Source organism: Spirillospora sp. NPDC048823 (assembly GCF_043198445.1).
GTDB lineage: Bacteria > Actinomycetota > Actinomycetes > Streptosporangiales > Streptosporangiaceae > Spirillospora.
The window spans coordinates 400,503-419,674 of record NZ_JBICUT010000002.1 but is presented as its reverse complement, the minus strand read 5'-3'; the positions used below and the strand labels follow the sequence as shown (position 1 = coordinate 419,674).

The following is a 19,172-nucleotide window of genomic DNA, read 5'->3' as shown; positions in this document are numbered from 1 at the left end:
TCTGCGGCGTATCGCCCTTTCGAGGGGCGGGCCTCCGCCGTCCCGCTGAGCGGAATGTGCTGGTGGCGCCCTCGATGGGCCGCGGAGAATGGGCCGTCGGCGACGAGGAGGGGTTCGATGGACATCGAGAAGCTCACCGGCCCGGGCGGCGACTTCGAGTTGCGGGAGGAGAACGTGCTGGGCACCCGGCTTCCCGTGTTCGCCAACCGCGCCCGCAGCCTCGGCGAGGTGCTCGCCCGCTCGGCGTCCCACGGCGACCGCGACTACATCGTCACCGCGTCCCGCCGCATGAGCTTCACCGGGCACGCCGCCGCCGCCGCGTCCATGGCGAAGGCGCTGCGGGACGACCTGGGCGTGCGGCCCGGCGACCGCATCGCGATCAACGCGGCGAACTCCCCCGAATGGATCGTGTCGTTCTGGGCGGCGGTCGCGGCCGGGGCCGTCCCGGTCGGCTACAACGCCTGGTGGGCGCCGCAGGAGATCGAGTACGCGCTCGGCCACACCGACCCGAAGATCGTCATCGCGGACGAGAGGCGGGCCGCGCTGATCTCCGAGGACGTGCTGACGGCCGAGAAGGACGTCCCGTCCCTGATGGGGCGCTACCCGGGCGCCGAACTGGACATCCCGGACGTCGCCGAGGACGACCCGGCGGTCATCCTCTACACGAGCGGCACGTCGGGACGCCCCAAGGGCGCCGTCCACTCCCACCGCAACCTGACCTCGGTGATCGAGTACCACCGGTTCAACGACGCGATGATGGAGATGTTCGGCATCGATCCGTCGACGCGCCGGTACCTGCTCGCGCTGCCGCTGTTCCACATCGCGTCCCTGCACAACCTGGCCGTCCCGCGGCTCGCCACCGGCACCGCCGTGATCATGACCGAGGGCGCGTTCGACGTGGACAAGGTGCTCACCCTGGTCGAGAGGGAACGGGTGACGAACTGGGGCGCCGTCCCGACGATGGCGAACCGCATCATGGAGCACGGCGACCTGGCGAAGTACGACGTGTCGTCCCTCACCGCGTTCGCGCTGGCCTCCGCGCCGTCGTCGCCCGCGTTCAAGGAGCGGCTCCGGTCGGTGTTCCCGCCCGCGCGCGGCGCCCTCGTCGACAGCTACGGGCTGACGGAGTCGTGCACCGCCATCTCCGTCGCCACCCCCATGGACCTCGCCGAGGCGCCGGGGACGCTCGGCCGCCCCAACCTCGGCGTCCAGGTGGAGATCCGCGACCCCGAGGGCAGGCCGGTCCCGGAGGGCGTCGAGGGCGAGGTGTGCGCCCGCAGCGCCTACAACATGACGGGCTACTGGCGGGACCCCGAGGCCACCGCCCGCACCATCGGCGACCGCTGGCTGCACACCGGCGACATCGGCGTCATGGAGCAGGGGCGGCTGCGGCTCACCACCCGCCGCTCCGACCTGATCATCCGCGGCGGCGAGAACATCTACCCGATCGAGATCGAGAACGTCCTCGCCGAGTATCCGGGGCTCCGGGAATGCGCCGTCGTCGGCGTCGCCCACCCGGATCTGGGCCAGGAGGTCGCGGCGGTCGCCGTGTTCGCGGGCACGCCGCCCTCCGCCGAGGAGCTGACGGCGTACGCCCAGGAACGGCTCGCCTACTTCAAGGTCCCGTCACGCTGGCATGTGACGACCGACCCGCTTCCCCGGAACGCGACCGGCAAGGTGCTGCGCAGGCAGGTCGAGACCGAGATCTCCTAACGCGCGCCCCCCTCAGGCGGTGGACGGGCGTTCCCGGACGTGAACGAGCCCCGGCCACGACCGGGGCTCGATGAGCGGGTGGGGTTCAGCCGCTGCCGGGCGACAGGCTGTGGGCCGGCGCTCGTGTACTCCCCGCCTGCCCGAGCCGCTCGTCCAGGAAGTCCTCCCAGGTCCGGGTCCCGTGGTCGGCGCCGTCCAGGGCCAGGTTGTCACCGGCGCGGTAGGCGCGACCGGCCTTTCCCGGTATGCGGACGGGCACCATCGGGCGGCGCCTGCCGCGCGCCCCGAGGTATCCGCGGACCAGCTCGTCCATCCCGTAGACCTTCGGGCCGGCGAGGTCGGGGACCCGCCCGGCCGGCTCACCGAGCGCCAGTCCCGCGATCCGCGCGGCGACGTCGCGCGCGTCGACCGGCTGGAACCGCAGACCGCCCGGGTTCGGGACGACCGGGAACTTCGCCATGCTCTGCACGGCCTTCAGGACGAGGTCATGGAACTGGGCGGCACGCAGGATCGTCCACGGCACGCCCGAGTCGATCACGGCCTGCTCCGCGTCCGACTGCGTCCTGAGCCAGGACAGCGGGACCCTGTCGGAGCCGATCACCGAGATGAACACCAGGTGCTTCACGTCCGCCCGCGCCGCGGCCCGCACCAGGTTCCGGGCGGCCTCGTCATCGCCCTTGGCGCCGCCCGCGAGATGGACGACGATCCCGGCGCCCCCGATCGCCTCCTCGATCCCCTCGTTCTTGAGCAGATCACCGGTCACGTACTCGACACCGTCCGCGGGCTCACGACCGCGCCGGCTGAGCACCCGCACGTCACGTCCGGCCTCGCGCAGCAGCGGGACGACGTGCCGCCCGAGCGTGCCCGTACCGCCGGTGACCAGGATGGGTGATGCCATGACTCCTCCAAACGCGCCCGGCCCGAAAGCCGCATGAGCTTGTTTCCGCATGTGCCCTCACGACTCCCGGGACGCCTGGAACGTGACATCGCCGGCGCGGCCGCCGCGGAATCAGTCGTGGACGAGGGTCTCCACGCCGGGCGGGAGGTTGCCGGCCAGGCCCGCTTCCACGAGGAAGGTCTCCAAGGTGTCCTGGAAGGCGCGGGCGGCGTGGGTCAGTTCGACGTCCTTGCGGTGGGCGAGGGCGATCGTGCGGAGCAGGCCGGGGCCGTGGCGGCCGCGGCGCGCCTCGTCGTCGGCCAGGACGAGCGGGGTTCCGCGCAGGCCGGGCCGTCCTGCGAGAACCATGCTCGGGACGACCGCGATGCCGAGACCGACCTCGACGAAGCGCAGGACGGCGTCCATTTCGCCGCCCTCGACCGCGAACCTGGGCTCGAACCCGGCGGCCCGGCATGCGCTGATGGTCGCCTCACGCAGGTCGTAGCCGGGACGGAACATCACCAGCGGGCGGTTCCGCAGGTCCTCGATGCGCAGGTACGAACGGCGCGGCAGCTTCGCCGGCTTCAGGGAACCCTCCGGGACGGCCGGGTCGGCGCCCGTCGGGGAGGCCACCACCAGGAACTCGCGCAGTATCGGGGTCGTGTCCAGCGGCGGGTCGCCCTGAAGCGGGAGGATGACCAGGGCCATGTCCAGGGAGCCGCGGGTCAGCTCCCGGACGAGGTCGCGCGAGCCGCCTTCTTCGACGAGGAGCTGAATCCCCGGGTACGCGTCGTGGAAGCGGCGCAGGACGTCCGCCAGCAGGCCGGCGCAGAGGGACGGTGTAGCGCCGAGCCGTACCCGGCCGCGTCTGAGCCCGGCGAGCTCCTGCACTTCCAGGCGGGCGGTGTCGACGTCGGCCAGTATGCGTTTGGCCAGTGGCAGCAGGGCCTCACCCGCGGGTGTCATGGTGATGTTCCCCCGGGCGCGGCTGAACAGGGAGACGTTCAGCTCCGCTTCCAGCGCGCGGATCTGCTTCGACAGCGAAGGCTGCGCCACCCGCAGAATCTCGGCGGCCTGCGTGAAGTGGCGTACCTCCGCGACCGCGACGAAGTAGGCGAGCTGCTGCAACTGCATCCTGCACAGGGTACGCATCACCGTTCTGCGCGCTCGCACGCGCCCGCCCGGTCAGCGGGCGTGGCGGCGGAGAGCCTGCAGGTCGTGGACGATCAGGCGCCGCCGTCCCGTCTCGATCCAGCCGTGCGCACGCAACGTCCGCAGCGCCTTGCTGACCGCCTCACGGGACGCGCCGACCCAGCCGGCCAGCTCCTCCTGCGACAGGTTCAGCGTGATGCGGACGCTCTGGCTCTCCTCCCCCGTGCCCGTCCGGCGGTCGTACGGCACCCCGAACCGCTCGGCCAGCTCGACGAGGCGCTGCGCGACGCGGCCGGTGGCGTCGAACATGCCGAACTCGGCGCGTTTGCGGTCGGCGTCACGCCAGCGCTGGCACAGCATCCGCATGATGATGATGGAGACGCGGCCGTGGGCCTGCAGGAACGCCATGAACTCGTCCGCCGTGACCGCGATCGCCCGCACCGGTTCGAGGGCGGCGACCGACGCCGAGCGCGGCAGCCCGTCGATCGCGGCGACCTCCCCGAGGAGCGCCCCCGGCCCGCGCACCGCCAGCAGCGCCTCACCGCCCTGCTCGCGGTAGGAGAACGCCTTGACCCGGCCCTTCAGCAGGACGGCGACCCAGCCGGGCTGCTCCCCTTCGACGAAGAGCGTGTCCCCCCGTTCGAAGTCGCGGACGCGGCCACGGGACTCCAGGTCCGCACGTTCCGCCGGGGTGAGATCGGCAAGGAACGAACCCTGTTCGAGGGCGCTCATGTCCACCACGCTAAAGGGCCCCGGGCTTTACGGGGCCCCGGGAAACAATCACGAATCCATCACGCGTTGTGTGCACTATTCCCTGTTCGCATGGCGGGGAGTGCATGAGTGTTGGTCGCGGCGTGTGCGGTCGGCAGGCCGTCCAGCGTCCACGGCGTTCATGGGAACGGCGGAACGGCGGGCGGCGGTCCGGGGGCACGCCGCCCGCCGTGTTCGGGGAGCGCCGCTTGCCAGAGCGCCGTTTCCACGGCGGAACGTGAACGTCCCCCACCGCGCGGGGCGGTGGGGGACGTTCACGAAAGCGCCGGGGCCGGCCGGGGCCGGGAGCCCGTCAGGCAGACGGGGTGTCCTGGCCCTTCTTGACGATGCCGAGCTTGCTGCCGAGCCACACCACCGGGTCGTACTTGCGGCCCGCGACCCGCTCCTTCATCGGAATCAGGGCGTTGTCGGTGATCTTGATGTGCTCGGGGCAGACCTCGGTGCAGCACTTGGTGATGTTGCAGAAGCCGAGGCCATGGTCGTCCTGCGCGATGTTGCGCCGGTCGGCCACGTCCGCCGGGTGCATCTCCAGCTCGCTGATCCGCATCAGGAAACGCGGGCCGGCGTAGTTCTCCTTGTTCTCGTCGTGGTCACGGATGACGTGGCAGACGTCCTGGCACAGGAAGCACTCGATGCACTTGCGGAACTCCTGCGAACGCTCCACGTCCACCTGCTGCATGCGCAGCTCACCGGGCTTGACATCGCCCGGGTCGAACGACGGGATCTCCCGCGCCTTCTGGTAGTTGTACGACACGTCCGTGACCAGGTCGCGGATGACCGGGAACGTCAGGACCGGCGTGACCGTGACCGTCTCGTCCGGGTCGAACGTCGACATCCGGGTCATGCACAGCAGCCGCGGCCTGCCGTTGATCTCCGCGGAGCACGAGCCGCACTTGCCCGCCTTGCAGTTCCACCGGACGGCGAGGTCGGGGGCCTGCGTGGCCTGCAGCCGGTGGATGATGTCGAGGACGACCTCGCCCTCGTTCACCTCGACGGTGTAGTCGACGAGTTCCCCGTCGCCGTCGTCACCGCGCCAGACCTTGAACTTGGCCTCATAGCTCATCGGTCGCCCTCCTCGTCCTTCTCCTCGGTGGCGTCCGCGGCGGTCGCGGCGGTCGCGCCGGACCCGGCCGCGGCCTCCGCCTCCTCCGTCTTGACCTCATCGGCCAGGGCGGCCGGCAGCTCCTCGGCGGTCAGGTACTTCTTCAGTTCGTCGTTCTCGAACAGTTCGAGCAGGTCGTCGCGCATCGGCATCATCGGCTGCCGCTTCAGCTCGACGTGCGGGGAGGACGGGTCGCCGGCCAGCGAGCAGACCAGGTTGACCTTCCGCCAGTCCGCCGACATCTGCGGGTAGTCGTCGCGGGTGTGGCCGCCGCGGCTCTCCTGCCGCTCCAGCGCCGCCTTGGCGACCGCCTCCGACACCAGGAGCATGTTGCGCAGGTCCAGCGCGAGGTGCCAGCCCGGGTGGTAGCCGCGCCCGTCGTTCACCGCGACGGGGTCGACGCTGACGTTCGCGACCCGCTCACGGAGCTTGCCGAGCGCCTCGAGCGCCTGCTTCAGCTCCTCTTCCTTGCGGATGATGCCGACCAGCTCGTTCATCGTCTGCTGGAGCTCGGCGTGGACGGCGTAGGGGTTCTCGCCGCCCTCCCGCTCGAACGGCGCGAGCGCCTCCGCCGCGGCCGCCTCGATCTCGGCGTCGGAGGCGGCGGGACGCGCCGGCAGCCCGTCCACGTACTCGGCCGCGCCGAGCCCCGCCCGCCGGCCGAACACCAGCAGGTCCGACAGCGAGTTGCCGCCGAGCCGGTTCGAGCCGTGCATGCCGCCGGAGACCTCGCCCGCGGCGAACAGCCCCGGCACCAGCGCCGCCCCCGTGTCGGGGTCGACCTCCACGCCGCCCATCACGTAGTGGCAGGTCGGGCCGACCTCCATCGCCTCCTTGGTGATGTCGACGTCCGCCAGCTCCTTGAACTGGTGGTACATCGACGGGAGCCGCTTGACGATCTCGGCGGCGCCGCCCGGCATCCGGTCGACGACGGTGAGGAACACCCCGCCGTGCGGCGAACCCCGCCCGGCCTTCACCTCCGAGTTGATCGCGCGGGCCACCTCGTCACGCGGCAGGAGCTCGGGGGGGCGCTTGTTGTTCGCGGGGTCGTCGTACCAGCGGTCACCCTCCTCCTCGGTGGTGGCGTACTGGTCCTTGAACACCTCGGGGATGTAGTCGAACATGAACCGCTTGCCCTCGGAGTTCCGCAGGACGCCGCGGTCACCGCGCACCGACTCGGTCACCAGGATGCCCTTGACGGACGGCGGCCAGACCATGCCGGTCGGGTGGAACTGCACGAACTCCATGTTCAGCAGCGTCCCGCCCGCCAGCAGGGCCAGCGCGTGGCCGTCCCCGGTGTACTCCCACGAGTTGGACGTGACCTTGAACGCCTTGCCGATGCCGCCGGTCGCCAGCACCACGGCGGGCGCCTCGAACACGACGAACTTGCCGGTCTCGCGGACGTAGCCGAACGCGCCGCAGATCTTGCCGTCGTCGTCCTTCAGCAGGCGGGTGACCGTCGTCTCGGCCCACACCTTGAGGTTGGCCTCGTAGTCGCCGTGCTCGGCGTGGTCCTCCTGCTGGAGGGCGACGATCTTCTGCTGGGCGGTGCGGATCAGCTCCAGGCCCGTCCGGTCGCCGACATGCGCCAGCCGCGGATACTCGTGCCCGCCGAAGTTGCGCTGGCTGATCTTGCCGTCCTTGGTGCGGTCGAACAGCGCGCCCCACAGCTCCAGCTCCCACACCCGGTCCGGAGACTCCTTGGCGTGCAGCTCGGCCATCCGCCAGCTGTTCATGAACTTGCCGCCGCGCATCGTGTCGCGGAAGTGAACCATCCAGTTGTCGTTGGAGTTCACGTTGCCCATCGCGGCCGCGGCGCCGCCCTCGGCCATCACCGTGTGCGCCTTGCCGAACAGCGACTTGGAGATGATCGCGGTCTTCTTGCCCTGGAGGCGCGCCTCGATCGCCGCGCGCAGCCCGGCACCGCCGGCGCCGATCACCACGACGTCGTACGAGTGCCTCTCGATCTCAGTCATGATTCCTTGGCCTCAGTTGAAGATACGCAGGTCGGAGATGGTCTCGCTGGCGACCAGCATCACGTAGAGGTCGGCCACCACCAGCGAGCCCAGGGTGATCAGCGCGTAGGTGCCGTGCCGCTCGTTCATCTTGGACACCCAGCCCCACATCCGGTACCGGAACGGGTGCTTGGAGAAGTTCTTCAGCCGCCCGCCGACGATGTGCCGGCACGAGTGGCACGACAGGGTGTACATCCAGAGCAGGATCACGTTCCCGACCAGGATGAGCGTGCCGAGCCCGATGCCGAACCCGCCGTCCTTGCCGTGGAAGGCGAGGATCGCGTCGTAGGTGTTGATGAGGGAGATCAGCACGGCCGCCATGAAGAAGTAGCGGTGCAGGTTCTGCCCGATCAGCGGGAAGCGCCGCTCACCGGTGTACTTGCTGTGCGGCTCCCGCACGGCGCAGGCGGACGGCGACGCCCAGAACGAGCGGTAGTACGCCTTGCGGTAGTAGTAGCAGGTCAGCCGGAACAGCAGCAGGAAGGGCAGCGAGATCGCCGCGAACGGGATCCAGCCTCGGGTGCCCGCCGGGAGGAACGTCCCGAACTCCGCGGCGCTGCCGGTGTGGCCGTTCACCGTGACGTTGTTGCAGATCTCGTTCAGGCACGGCGAGTAGAACGGCGTCAGATAGTGGAACTCCGGCACGTAGAACGCGGCCCCCCAGAAGGCCCGGACGGTCGCGTACACCACCCACGCGGTGAAGATCACGAAGATCGACACCGGATACAGGCGCCAGTTGTCCTTGCGGAGCGTACGTTCCTTGAACTGGGCGCGCGATTTCGCCGGCGCCTCCACAGTGCTCATCGATCGCTCTCCTGAGCTCGGGTCGTCGTGGCCCCGTACCACGGTCTGAGCGCACTCGTTCGGCCGTCGCGCCCGACCGCCGACCTCATGCGCGTGAGCCGCCGGCCCATGCGCCAGAGCCGATGGCCATGCGTCCGGCCCGGGCCACCCACCGGCGGCCGGAAGCCGTGCCGCATGCGGGCGGTGACGCCTCGTGTGCGCTTCTAGCGAAGCGACCCTACGCCACCTTCAAGCAGCTGTGACATACACAACAGCAAGACCCGCATGTGAGCCTGACCACAGACTTTAGCCCCCGGACCGCCCGGTGGCACCGTCCGCCATCCATAACCAGTTGTTATGGCCCAGCGGAATCGAGACGAGTGCACTGCGGCATGACCGCCCCCTACCGCCGATCACCACCATCCCGACCGGCGAGCTCCGGTCACGGATCGTGTGGAGCGGGCGTCCGGGACTACACCTGGCCGAGGATCGTCCGGACGAAGTGGGCCTCGGCCTCGCTCGCACGGCCGTTGCCGTACACGCGCAGCACCTCCGCGAGATCCGGGTAGCGCTCGGCGATCAGCGCGGCGGCGGCCTCGATCTCGGCCGCGGAGGCGACCTCCCGCAGGACGGTCTGGACGAGCCGGGCCGACTCGGCGGGCCTCCGGGCGCCCGCGGCAGGGTCGCCCGCCGCCCCCTCGCCGGAGGCGCGGGGACGCTCGCCGGAGGCCGGGGGGTGCTCGCCGGTGCCGGGACCGGACGGGACGCGCTCGGGAGTGGTGAGTCGCAGCCCGGTGGTGGTGGCCGCGGACTCGCCACGGATCTCCTCCAGGCGCTCCTTGATCTCGGCGGCGGTCATCGCGCCGAACGCGGGCCCGGCGACCAGCTCTTCGACCGCCATCAGCCGGTGCAGCACGGCAGGGTTGCTGATCTTCGCCCGCTGGCCGGACATCAACTGGGAGAGCATCGGCGCGGACAGGCCGAGCACGCCTGCCAGACCGGACTGCGAGAGCGCGAGCCGGTCGAGGAGCGGGCGGACGCGGTCGCCGAGCGGCTCGCCGTACCACTCGGTCTGCAGCGCGCGGTTCCGGACCACGGTGTCCTCGGCGACGGCCAACCTTCATCAACCCCCTTGACGATTCACAAGTGCAAACACTATATTCGCGAACGCACACACGTTGCGGTGGTCACTGCCATGGTGCCACGGAAGATAACGTTTGCATATGCGACAAACCAGGAAGGACCGAACATGCGCCTCTCCCATCGCCTGGCGACCGCCGCGGCCGCGGCACTGCTCGTCACCGGGCTGACCGGCTGCTCCGTGCTGGAGGGCGGCTCCGACTCCACGTCCGCCGGAGGGCAGGCCGAAAGTAAGGCGGACGAGACCGTCGAGGGCGGCAAACCCGGCTTCGACGCCGCCGGCGAGCCGGTGACCAAGGCCACCTTCGACTCCCCGATCGCGGCCGGGGCCAAGGTCGACATCGCGATCATGGGCATCAAGGTCAGGGGCAGGCTGGCGACCCTCACCGCGCAGTTCACCCCGCACATCCCGCCCGGCGGCGAGGACAATCCCAACCCGTACGAACTGAACGGCAGGAACGCTCTCGGCACCTCGCTGATCGACCCGGTGAACCTCAAGCGGTACGTGGTCGTGAAGGACTCCAGCGGCGACGAGATGGAGACCGACGACATCTTCACCCACATCGCCAACAACCAGACCGGCAGCTTCTTCTTCAACTTCGCCGCCCCGCCGGAGAACGTGAAGTCCGTGGACGTGCAGATCGGTTCATGGCCCACCTTCCGCAACATCCCGGTCGAGCGGTGACCGGTATGCGGCGAACGATCCTCGTCGCCGGCGTCCTCGGCCTGGTGCTCGCCGTCCCGGCGGTGGCCGGAGCGGCCCCGGACGTCCCCGACTCCAACATCGCCAAGTCCGTGCGCACCGTCGATACGGCCAAGTCCGTGCGCGACATCGACCTGGCCAAGGCGGTCATCCCGCTGGAGACCGAGGAGGAGGACGGCCGGCACGTCACCGTGCGCATTTCGGCGGACGTCCTGTTCGACTTCGGCAAGGCGACCCTCACCGACGCCGCCGAACGGCGCGTCACCGAACTCGCGAAACGGTTGCGCGACGTCAGCGGCACCGTCCAGGTGTCCGGCCACACCGACTCGGTCGGTTCCGACGACTACAACATGACCCTCTCGAAGCAGCGCGCCGAGGCGGTCAAGGCCGGGCTGCAGCGCGCTCTGAAGGGGGCCGGCCCGCGCATCGAGGCCGAGGGCCGCGGCGAGACCGAACCCGTCGCGGACAACCAGAAGGGCGGCAAGGACGACCCCGCAGGCCGCGCGAAGAACCGCCGGGTCGACATCACCTACGAAAAGGGCTGACCAACGTGAAGCGCGTGTCACGAATCCTCGTCGCGGCGGTGGCGGCCGGCCTGGCCGTCTCCGCGTGCGGCCTCGGGGACGGTGGCGATCCGAAGAACACGGCGGGCGGCGCGTCCACGGGCACCGCGCAGGTCTCCACGCCACCGCCCTCCCCCGGGCCTGAGCCGACGAGTTGCCCGAACGGCGGCCGACTGATCGAGGCCGTCGACATCCCCGCCGTCCACGCCGACCCCGTGCACATCCCCGCAGCGACGGTCGGCGGCCAGAAGATCCCGGCCGTGACGATCCCGGGCGTCGACATCCCGGCCGACCACATCCCGGCGCAGTGCGTCGAGCGCAAGCCGGCTCCCGGCGGCTGCCTCGGCGCGGTCTCCATCCCGGGGACGTCGATCCCGGGCACGGCCATCCCGGCGGCGCGGATCCCCGGCGTCCAGGGCGCGAGCATCAATGCCGAGCCGGTGGAGGAACCGGCGGTGACACAGGCGGCGGTCACCCAGGCGGCGGTCGCGCAAGCGGAGGTCTGTCAGGGCAAGCCCTCCGAAGAGGGGCAGTACGTCGCCTCCGTGTACCGCCCCTCCGTCTACCGGCCGTCGCTCTACCGGCCATCCCTTTACCGGCCCGCGCTGTACCGTCCGCGCACCTGCAACGACAAGGGGGAATGCATCCCGTCCATCTCCGTCCCCTCCGTGTCGGTCCCGCCGGTCAGCGTCCGCTCGGTGAGCGTCCCGTCCGCATCCCTCAAGTCGTACGTCGCCGGCCCGGGCCAGGTCATCAAGGGAGGGGACAAGATCGCCTACAACATCGAAGCGGACGTCCTGTTCGACTTCGGCAAGGCCGGCATCAAGCCCGACGCCGCCGACGGGCTCGCCGAGGTGGCCCGGTCGATCCGCAAGGAGGTTCCGTCCGGCGCCCCGGTCCAGGTGGACGGCCACACCGACTCCAAGGGCGACCCCGCGTCCAACAGGACGCTCTCCGAACGCCGCGCGCAGGCCATCGTCGACTGGCTGGCCACCAAGGGCGGCATCGACCGCTCCCGCCTGAAGGCCACCGGCTACGGCGAGACCAAACCGGCCGCTCCCAACACCAGACCGGACGGCTCCGACGACCCGGAAGGCCGCGCGAAGAACCGCCGCGTGGTCATCTCTGCCGCCCACTCCTGACCCCGCCCCGCCACGGGCTCGACGAGCGCAACACCCACCGCCGGCACCGGCCGGCGGCTCAGCAGAGCGACGGGTCAGCGCGGTGGCGGGTCAGCGCGGTGGCGGCTCAGCGCGGTCGCTGCTCCAGCGCGACGAGTCAGCGCGGTGGCGGGCCCAGATGGTCGAAGATCTGCAGGCGCTCCCCGTCCAGCGTGCGGACGGGGAACTGCAACTGGAGGCCGCATGCGGCCAGCGGCCGGCGCGCGGCGTCGGCGTCCGCGGGACGCTGGGCCGGGTCGGCGGCGCACAGATGCGCGACGACCGCCCACAGCCTGGGCGGAACCCCGGCGGGCGGCGCCCCCACCCGCTGCCGCGGTTCGGGGTCGCCCGCACCGGTCAGCATCCGCCAGCAGACCATGCCGGCGGCGTACAGGTCCTGCCGTGGCCCCGGACGGTTCCAGTCGAGCACCTCGGGCGCCAGGTATCCCGGCGTGCCCACGGTGAAGCCCGTCGTGGTGAACCGCATCCCGTCGTTCCCCAGCGCGATCCCGAAGTCCGCCAGCCGGACATGCGGTGCCCCGACCGGGCTGGGCTCCAGTAGCAGGTTCGCGGGCTTCACATCCCTGTGCACGACGCCCGCCCCGTGGATGTGACTCAGGGCGGCCAGCAACTGGTCCAGAACCTCCGCCGCGTACGCCGGGGGAAGCCGGCCGTAGTCCCCGAGGAGCGTCTCCAGCGAGCCGCCGCTCACCAGGTCCATCGCCAGGAGCACGTCGTCGTCCGCCATGCATGACGCGTACGGTGTCAGCACATGCGGATGCGCCAGCCGCAGCGCCCGTTCGCGGACGACCCGCAGCATCGACGTGGGACCCCGCTCCCGGACGAGCTTGGCCGCGCAGTAGCGCCCCGCCCCGTGGTCGTACGCTCGCCACACACGGCTCGTCCCCCCCATCCCGATCCGGTCGAGCATGGTGAACCGACCACCGATCACCCACCCCGCGTTCACGGCAACGATCGTACGGAAATCCTCCGGCCGGCACCGCCCCCGCTGTCCAGTTTCCGCCTCTATGTGAACACATTGGGGGTGTCGCGTGTCCAATACGTGAAGGTGCACGCCCTCGTGGATCCCGCCGCCTTCATAGACTGACGAACCACGCAAACCACGCGCCCTGGACAGGGGCCCGCGCCGAGACGGGACCGATGAGCGACAACGAACCCGGCCGCGACGATCTCGCGGGGGACAAGGCCGCCCACACCACTCCCGGCGGCTCCCCGGCGGACTCCCCTCTCCCCGAATCACCGGCCGCCGACGACACGCCCCCGTCCGACCGTGACACCCCGGATCCGGAAAAGGGGAGCCCACAGCAGACCGACGAGAACGCTTTCCCGGACGGTGACGGTGAAAGCGCGCAGGAGCTGGGCGGTGATGCGGGGGCGAGCCCGGGGAGCAGCGAGGAGGCCGCCATCGGGAACTCGTCCGATCGGGGTGGCAGTGTCGGGGGGGCGGGGAACGGTGCCGGGTCGGTCGATGCGGCGCGGGCCGGTGACGCCGGGCCTGAGGACGGTGACGCCGGGCCTGAGGACGGTGACGCCGGGCCCGAGGGCGGCGGGAAAGGGAAGCGGAGGTCGCGGCGGCGGAAGGTGCTGCGGCGGACCGCGCTCGGCTTGGCCGTCGTCATGCTGCTGGGAGGGGCGGGGGCCGCGTGGCTCTACCGCGATCTCATGGGCGGGATCGAGCAGAAGGACGTCAGCGACCAGCTCGGCGATGACCGGCCGGTGAAGCTGAACAAGTCGCTCAACATCCTGCTGCTCGGGTCCGACAGCCGGGAGGGCGACAACGCGGAGTACGCGACGGCCGGGATGTCGGGGGCGCGGTCGGACACGGCGATCCTGCTGCATCTGTCGCCGAACCGGGACCAGGCGGTCGGGATCAGCTTCCCGCGCGACTCGATGGTGAAGATCCCCGAGTGCAGGAAGGAGAAGGACGGGACCGTTCCAGCGAGGTTCGGAATGCTGAACTCCGCGTTCGCGTACGCTGGCCCCACCTGCACGTGGAAGACGCTGGAGTCGCTGACCGGCATCCACATCGACCATTTCGTGCAGATCGACTTCTCCGGGTTCAAGCGAATGGTGGACGCGCTGGGGGGCGTCGAAATCTGCGTCGACAAGCCGGTGAACGACCCGAGGGCCGAGCTTCATCTGAAGGCGGGCAAGCAGACCGTCAAGGGCGACCAGGCCCTCGGCTACGTGCGGGCCCGCTACTCGCTGGGGAACGGGTCCGACCTTGAGCGGATCGAGCGCCAGCAGAAGTTCATGGCCGCGGTCGTCGAGAAGGCCACCGATTCCGTTCTCGGTGATCCTGCGAAGACGTACAAGTTCCTCAAGGCCGCGACCAAGTCGATTACGACCGATGACGAACTCGACCTGTCGGCGATGCGGAAACTGGCCGACGGGCTCCGCGGGATGAGCGCGGGACAGGTGCGGTTCGTGACCGTCCCGGTCGAGCGGTACGCGCCGGACCCCAACCGCGTCCAGTGGAACCGGGAGCGGGCGAAGCCGCTGTTCGAGGCGCTCCGGCACGACAACGACCTGCCGGCGGAGCCGGTCGCACCCGTCCAGGCCAAGCAGGCGCCGCCCTCACCGGACGGGGTGAACGTCACCGTCGTCGCCGCCGGGGGTAAGGACGCGCTGGTCAAGCGGGTCGTGAAGCAGCTTGGACGGCGCGGTTACAAGGTGGCGAAGAAGGTCGAGAAGGCGGCGGCGGTGCCCGAGAGCCGCATCGTGTACGCGGGGCCGGCCGAGGCGCAGGCGTCCACGCTCGCGCGCGACGTCCCCAACGCTCTGCTGACTGCCGACGCCAAGGCCCCCGCGGGCGGTGTGCGGCTCGTCATCGGCGAGAACGGGCTCCGTCTCTCCCCACCGCCCATCAACAAGATCGGCGGGGGCGTCAAGGCCGGAGAGGACCTCTGCGACTGAACGTCTCAGCCAGCGGAGAACGAGAGAACGGCGATGAGCGCGCCGGCGAGCATGTAGGGGCCGAACGGGAACTCGCCCTTCCGGGTGCGGCGGACGATCATGATGCCGACGGCGACGAGTCCGCCGAAGAAATAGGTGGCCAGGAGGCCCAGCACCCAGGCGTCCTGGCCGAACCAGCCGAGGTAGAGGCCGAGGACTCCGGAGAGCTTCACGTCCCCCATCCCGATGCCGGAGGGGGCTATGAACGCCTGGACGAAGTAGAGGACGAACAGCAGCGCCATCCCGATGAGCGCGTGCTGGAAATGCCGCAGGCCATCGTCGGTGAAGGGGGCGGCCGCGGCCAGCAGCGCCGCCGCGATGCCGTACGAGGGCAGCGTGAAGCGGTCGGGCAGCCGTTTGACCTCGACGTCGATGAAGCCGAGCAGGGTCCCGATCGACGCGAGGTACAGCAGCGCCACCAGGACGGGCTCCGGCCCGACCCGCCATCCGAGGATGCCGTAGACGGCCGCGGTGACCAGGCCCATCAGGATCCGGCGGCGGCGCGGGACGTCGCCGACGAACGGTGCCGCCATCGGCGCCAGGAGCAGGCCGACAACGAGCCCCACGGGGAGCAACACCAACCCGACCATCGAACCTCGCCTTGATCCGGCACTGACTCCGGCACCATAACCCGGCCGGACCCGTACGGCGGGTCGCGATCCGATGGGCCGATCGTGCGACCGTCACAGATCACGTCGGGCTGCACAATCTCCGGCGTGGACTGTACCTGCGGATTCGTAGTAGAGCCAAGGGTCCTGGGACCCAGTTCGAGGCCCCCGAGTTGACGTGGGCCGGGTTGCGAACTCGCGCCGGCCACCCTTTTCGAAAAATGATCGCACCATATTCAGCCGACAATAGAACTTGGATATGGTGATGGCGTGGGCTCCACAATTCTGCTGATCTCGGCCGAGCAGCCCGATCCCGAGACGTTTCTCGACCTGATCGACGATCTAGGCGGGGAGCGGCGTCCCAACGAATGGGTGAACGGGCATATTCGCCGGGACGACGCGCATATCTGGGTCACCGTCGATCCCGATTCGGTGCCCGAGATCGAGGCGGAGCACCGGCTGGAGTACGAGGAGAAGCTGGGGGTCACACCGCACGGGGTGGTGGAGCTGCGGATGTCGGGGGGCGTCCGGGCCGACGCCATCGCCATGGAGATCATCGAGGCGGCGGCGCGGCGTTGGCGTCTGATCGTCGATGACGATCACGGCGGGCTGCACACCGTGGCGGAACTGCGCGGATATCCCGAGGGCAAGCTGCCGTTCGGCGGTAAGTGACGCTCGGCTCGATAGTCGGCGGATCAGTTCAGGGCCGTGCACAGGAGAACGATTCCGAGGGCGGCGAAACCGACATCGCGTCAGCGCACCTTGATGTCCCATCCACCCGGGGCACATGGGCCCCAGGGCCCACTTGGAGCCGCTCCCCGGTTCGCCTGAGCGACCCGGCACCGGTGGGCCCAGGTCGGGGCGGCGGGGCCAGGCAGGGTCCGCGCTGGGTCTCCGGGCCCACCGAGAAGCCCGGCCCCCCGAATGCCACGAGGATTTCGAGCCCGAATGACTGGGCCTTTGATTTAGGTCTCCGTGCCCTGGCCCCTCCACCGGCCGGCGTCGTATCTTCGCACCTTCTCGACTGAATTATCGGTGAAGGGTGGCCGCGGTGGAACTCCCGCGCGAGCGACGTTCTGACGCCGGTGCGAGCGCCAAAGAGTACGCCGCACTCATCGCCATCGGGGCGCTGATGCTAGGCGTACTGTTCAGTGTCGTCTCGCCCGGCACGTTCGGGGCCGATGTCGAGTACGCGCTGTGCAAGTTGTTCACGACGGACGACAGCCAGTGCGAGTCGCGGCACGATCTGGCGCTCAAGCCGAAGTGCCTGGCCGGCCTGTCCAGTGACAGCTACGGCGGCTCCATCGATGTGGCCATCTTCTCGGTCGGCCGCGACTACGGGTTCTTGAAATACACCACGATCGGCCCCGACGGGAAGAAGACCATCAAGGTCATCGCCGTCAAGGGCGTCAGCGGCGGTGTGGGCACCGGAGTCGGCGTCGGCATCAACGCCGGGAAGGTCTTCAATGTCGGCGCGGACGCCAGCGTGGACGCCACACTCCGGGTCGGCGCGGGCGACGGCTGGGTGTTCGAGGGCCCGAACGCCGAGGACGACGCCAACGCTTTCATGAGCGACATCAAGGAGCAGTACTCCATCGATGCCGTGAAGGAGAACGGCGGTCTTCTCGGCTCGATCGGCGGCAACATCTACGACACGTTCGCCGGACCCGACATCCCCGAGTCGGAAATCGAGCGTTACGAGGGCCAGCTCGACGTCAGCGGCTCGCTCACCGCCGGCCTCGGCATCGGCCCCAAGGACAAGCCGGAGTACCAGGGCAGGCACCGCAAGGAGACCTGGCAGGACAAGGTCCCCGACTCCCGCGGCAGCAACGGGGTCACCCCCAACTTGAACGCCTACGTCGGCATCAGCGGCACCGAGAAGGTCATCTACGAGGACAACAAGAAGACCGGCGACACGTCCATGACCTTCATGCTGACGGGCGAGGTCAACTACGGCGAGAACCACCTGGTGCCCGGCGCGCAGGGCAGGGCGAACGCCACCGGCGCGATGACCATCACCAAGGACAAGAACGGCAAGATCAAGAGCGCCTCGTTCACCCAGGTCCACATCGTGAACGGCAAGGCCACCTCGATCACCACCACTCTGCCGATCACCAATGACGCCGAGCGCGCGGTCCTGGCCGAGTATCTGCTCAACCCGTTCAACACCGGCGGTCCCGGCGGCCAGGCGCTCAGCCTCACCTGGGACGACATGGCCCCGACGGACCCGCCGGGCGAGGGCGCCCACCCGTTGCAGCAACTGCTGTACGAGAACGGCAAGACGTCCAAGGTGACCTACGACTACGACCAGTCCGACGCCTCGTACGGGGCGAACGTCAAGCTGGGCCTCAAACTGGGCGCCAACTACGCCATCTCCAACTCCAACAGGGACGTCACCGACGCCGAGTATCTGGGCGCCGAAGGTCCGGGGGGAACGAGAGAGTGGAAGGATTTCGAGGAGTGCCACTGACGCGCACGGCCACCGGCCGCACCCCACCGGAAGGTGAGAACGATGGGCAACCTGATCGGCGTCCTTCTCGGAGTCGCGCTCGTTGGCGGCGGCGTCTACGAAGTGGTGAAGCGGCTGCGGCTGCAGAGCCGGATGCTCCGGGCCGCCGGCGTCTTCGTCGGGCGGGACGATGTGCTGGGCCCGGGCGGTCCGAGCACCACGAGCCGCGTGGGGCGGTTTCGGTTCACCACCGCGCAGGGGCGGCCCGTCGAGGCCGGCAGCTCGCTGTACTCCTTTCCCGGCCCCAAGCCGGGGAGGTCCGTGACGGTGGTCTACGATCCCGCCCAACCCGAGGAAACAGCCGAGCGCCTCGGCGTGCACTACCTGCAACTGGTCGCGATCGGGCCGCTCCTCATGGCTGTCGGCGTCGCCGTGGCGGCGGTGAACGCGGCCGCTCTGTGACGATCGCGGTCTCCGGGTGCATGAGCTTCAGCCGTCGGGAACGACCATGAGAAAGCGGGCAAGGATGAACTCGGGTTCGGGCCGGCGAGCCGGCGGGCGGCGGGGGCCGTGCGTCGTACTGGCGGCCCTCCTCGCGACGACCGCTGCCGCCGGGTGCGCAGGCGGCGAGTCAAAGGACTCCGCGAAACCGCCGGCGTCCTCCTCCAAGACCGCGCAGGCGCAGGTTCCCCCCGGGTTCACCCGGGCCGCCTCGGGCGCGGTCAGGCTCGCCCACCCGTCCGCCTGGAAGCCGGCGAAGCCGCCGAAGGGCTGGTCGTTCCTGGCCGAGCTCACCGCCGAAGGCGAGGTCGAGGCCCGGATCGGCGTGATCACCGACGTGCCGCAGATTCCGAACGCCAAGCTGGTCACCGAGTCGGCGATCACCGTCGTCCAGATCAACCTGGGCAAGGTGCAGCGCGGCCCGAACCAGAAGATCGACGTCCCGGGGGCCGACGAGGCGTACCGCGTCGACTACTCCTACCCCAACCCCCAGGCCGTCGCCGGGACCGCCGCCGACGCGCCGGTCAGGGGCATCGACATCGGTCTGGTCATCGGCGACCGCCAGGCGGCCGTCGTGCGGCTCACCGGGCTGCAGAGCAAACTCCCCCCGGCGCTGGTGGACCAGATCGTGCGCAGCGTCGCGGTCAAGGCCTGACCCC

Annotated in this window: 18 protein-coding genes; 9 read left to right on the top strand and 9 right to left on the bottom strand. The window is 70.0% G+C overall.

Annotated elements, in window-relative coordinates; translation table 11 throughout:
- Positions 1-117: 117 nt before the first annotated feature.
- Positions 118-1,713, top strand: coding sequence for a class I adenylate-forming enzyme family protein (locus ACGFK0_RS05495; protein ID WP_392900549.1), 1,596 nt, complete (start codon positions 118-120; stop codon positions 1,711-1,713).
- An 85-nt stretch (positions 1,714-1,798) separates the two neighbouring features.
- On the opposite strand, the gene ACGFK0_RS05490 is transcribed toward ACGFK0_RS05495, so the two are convergent.
- The 7 genes from ACGFK0_RS05490 to ACGFK0_RS05460 form a co-directional block, all read right to left on the bottom strand.
- The gene (locus ACGFK0_RS05490) at positions 1,799-2,611 is read right to left on the bottom strand and encodes an SDR family oxidoreductase (RefSeq protein ID WP_392900546.1); all 813 of its coding nucleotides are present in this window, start codon (positions 2,609-2,611) and stop codon (positions 1,799-1,801) included.
- A gap of 111 nt (positions 2,612-2,722) precedes the next feature.
- Positions 2,723-3,724 (bottom strand): LysR family transcriptional regulator, encoded by a 1,002-nt coding sequence (locus tag ACGFK0_RS05485; RefSeq protein WP_392900543.1) that lies wholly within the window; start codon positions 3,722-3,724, stop codon positions 2,723-2,725.
- Positions 3,725-3,775: 51 nt separating this feature from the next.
- Entirely contained in the window at positions 3,776-4,474 is a 699-nt protein-coding gene (locus ACGFK0_RS05480) for a Crp/Fnr family transcriptional regulator (protein ID WP_392900540.1), read from the bottom strand.
- Between the two features lie 331 nt (positions 4,475-4,805).
- Positions 4,806-5,576, bottom strand: a complete 771-nt coding sequence (locus tag ACGFK0_RS05475) for a succinate dehydrogenase/fumarate reductase iron-sulfur subunit (RefSeq protein ID WP_392900537.1) — start codon at positions 5,574-5,576, stop codon at positions 4,806-4,808.
- Positions 5,573-7,591 carry a fumarate reductase/succinate dehydrogenase flavoprotein subunit gene (locus ACGFK0_RS05470; RefSeq protein ID WP_392900534.1) on the bottom strand — a complete coding sequence of 673 codons (2,019 nt, stop codon included), beginning with the start codon at positions 7,589-7,591 and terminating at the stop codon, positions 5,573-5,575. Before ACGFK0_RS05470 ends, ACGFK0_RS05475 begins: the two co-directional genes overlap by 4 nt.
- A 12-nt stretch (positions 7,592-7,603) precedes the next feature.
- Positions 7,604-8,434: a hypothetical protein gene (locus tag ACGFK0_RS05465; RefSeq protein WP_392900532.1), complete on the bottom strand. Its 831-nt coding sequence runs from the start codon at positions 8,432-8,434 to the stop codon at positions 7,604-7,606.
- Between the two features lie 451 nt (positions 8,435-8,885).
- On the bottom strand, positions 8,886-9,530 hold the full coding sequence (locus ACGFK0_RS05460; RefSeq protein WP_392900529.1) for a DNA-binding protein: 645 nt from the start codon (positions 9,528-9,530) through the stop codon (positions 8,886-8,888).
- A 132-nt stretch (positions 9,531-9,662) separates the two neighbouring features.
- On the opposite strand from ACGFK0_RS05460, the gene ACGFK0_RS05455 reads away from it, so the two are divergent.
- Genes ACGFK0_RS05455 through ACGFK0_RS05445 form a run of 3 tightly spaced genes read left to right on the top strand, consistent with a single transcriptional unit; the run spans position 9,663 to position 11,961 of the window.
- Positions 9,663-10,238: a hypothetical protein gene (locus tag ACGFK0_RS05455; RefSeq protein ID WP_392900526.1), complete on the top strand. Its 576-nt coding sequence runs from the start codon at positions 9,663-9,665 to the stop codon at positions 10,236-10,238.
- A gap of 5 nt (positions 10,239-10,243) precedes the next feature.
- A complete protein-coding gene (locus ACGFK0_RS05450) occupies positions 10,244-10,801 on the top strand; it encodes an OmpA family protein (protein ID WP_392900523.1) in 558 nt (185 codons plus the stop codon).
- A gap of 14 nt (positions 10,802-10,815) precedes the next feature.
- A complete protein-coding gene (locus tag ACGFK0_RS05445) occupies positions 10,816-11,961 on the top strand; it encodes an OmpA family protein (RefSeq protein ID WP_392900520.1) in 1,146 nt (381 codons plus the stop codon).
- Between the two features lie 136 nt (positions 11,962-12,097).
- Here the strand turns inward: ACGFK0_RS05445 and ACGFK0_RS05440 are convergent, their stop codons facing one another.
- Positions 12,098-12,946: a serine/threonine-protein kinase gene (locus tag ACGFK0_RS05440; RefSeq protein ID WP_392900517.1), complete on the bottom strand. Its 849-nt coding sequence runs from the start codon at positions 12,944-12,946 to the stop codon at positions 12,098-12,100.
- Positions 12,947-13,140: 194 nt separating this feature from the next.
- On the opposite strand from ACGFK0_RS05440, the gene ACGFK0_RS05435 reads away from it, so the two are divergent.
- Positions 13,141-14,916: an LCP family protein gene (locus tag ACGFK0_RS05435; RefSeq protein WP_392900514.1), complete on the top strand. Its 1,776-nt coding sequence runs from the start codon at positions 13,141-13,143 to the stop codon at positions 14,914-14,916.
- A gap of 5 nt (positions 14,917-14,921) precedes the next feature.
- Here ACGFK0_RS05435 and ACGFK0_RS05430 read toward each other — a convergent pair whose 3' ends face one another.
- Complete coding sequence (locus tag ACGFK0_RS05430; protein WP_392900511.1) at positions 14,922-15,533, bottom strand: prepilin peptidase; 612 nt, start codon at positions 15,531-15,533, stop codon at positions 14,922-14,924.
- A 300-nt stretch (positions 15,534-15,833) separates the two neighbouring features.
- Between ACGFK0_RS05430 and ACGFK0_RS05425 the strand changes: the two genes are divergently transcribed.
- The 4 genes from ACGFK0_RS05425 (at position 15,834) to ACGFK0_RS05410 (ending at position 19,168) form a co-directional block, all read left to right on the top strand.
- Complete coding sequence (locus tag ACGFK0_RS05425; RefSeq protein WP_392900508.1) at positions 15,834-16,235, top strand: hypothetical protein; 402 nt, start codon at positions 15,834-15,836, stop codon at positions 16,233-16,235.
- A 379-nt stretch (positions 16,236-16,614) separates the two neighbouring features.
- Complete coding sequence (locus ACGFK0_RS05420; RefSeq protein WP_392900505.1) at positions 16,615-18,033, top strand: hypothetical protein; 1,419 nt, start codon at positions 16,615-16,617, stop codon at positions 18,031-18,033.
- Positions 18,034-18,075: 42 nt separating this feature from the next.
- Positions 18,076-18,474: a DUF3592 domain-containing protein gene (locus ACGFK0_RS05415; protein ID WP_392900502.1), complete on the top strand. Its 399-nt coding sequence runs from the start codon at positions 18,076-18,078 to the stop codon at positions 18,472-18,474.
- 64 nt (positions 18,475-18,538) lie between these two features.
- Positions 18,539-19,168, top strand: a complete 630-nt coding sequence (locus ACGFK0_RS05410; RefSeq protein WP_392900499.1) for a hypothetical protein — start codon at positions 18,539-18,541, stop codon at positions 19,166-19,168.
- The last annotated feature ends 4 nt before the right edge of the window (positions 19,169-19,172 follow it).

Excerpts from the sequence above, each read along its gene's own strand:
- ACGFK0_RS05495 (WP_392900549.1), top strand. The coding sequence starts at position 118 with ATGGACATCGAGAAGCTCACCGGCCCGGGCGGCGACTTCGAGTTGCGG.
- ACGFK0_RS05490 (WP_392900546.1), bottom strand. The coding sequence starts at position 2,611 with ATGGCATCACCCATCCTGGTCACCGGCGGTACGGGCACGCTCGGGCGG.
- ACGFK0_RS05485 (WP_392900543.1), bottom strand. The coding sequence starts at position 3,724 with ATGCAGTTGCAGCAGCTCGCCTACTTCGTCGCGGTCGCGGAGGTACGC.
- ACGFK0_RS05480 (WP_392900540.1), bottom strand. The coding sequence starts at position 4,474 with ATGAGCGCCCTCGAACAGGGTTCGTTCCTTGCCGATCTCACCCCGGCG.
- ACGFK0_RS05475 (WP_392900537.1), bottom strand. The coding sequence starts at position 5,576 with ATGAGCTATGAGGCCAAGTTCAAGGTCTGGCGCGGTGACGACGGCGAC.
- ACGFK0_RS05470 (WP_392900534.1), bottom strand. The coding sequence starts at position 7,591 with ATGACTGAGATCGAGAGGCACTCGTACGACGTCGTGGTGATCGGCGCC.
- ACGFK0_RS05465 (WP_392900532.1), bottom strand. The coding sequence starts at position 8,434 with ATGAGCACTGTGGAGGCGCCGGCGAAATCGCGCGCCCAGTTCAAGGAA.
- ACGFK0_RS05455 (WP_392900526.1), top strand. The coding sequence starts at position 9,663 with ATGCGCCTCTCCCATCGCCTGGCGACCGCCGCGGCCGCGGCACTGCTC.
- ACGFK0_RS05450 (WP_392900523.1), top strand. The coding sequence starts at position 10,244 with ATGCGGCGAACGATCCTCGTCGCCGGCGTCCTCGGCCTGGTGCTCGCC.
- ACGFK0_RS05435 (WP_392900514.1), top strand. The coding sequence starts at position 13,141 with ATGAGCGACAACGAACCCGGCCGCGACGATCTCGCGGGGGACAAGGCC.
- ACGFK0_RS05415 (WP_392900502.1), top strand. The coding sequence starts at position 18,076 with ATGGGCAACCTGATCGGCGTCCTTCTCGGAGTCGCGCTCGTTGGCGGC.
- ACGFK0_RS05410 (WP_392900499.1), top strand. The coding sequence starts at position 18,539 with ATGAACTCGGGTTCGGGCCGGCGAGCCGGCGGGCGGCGGGGGCCGTGC.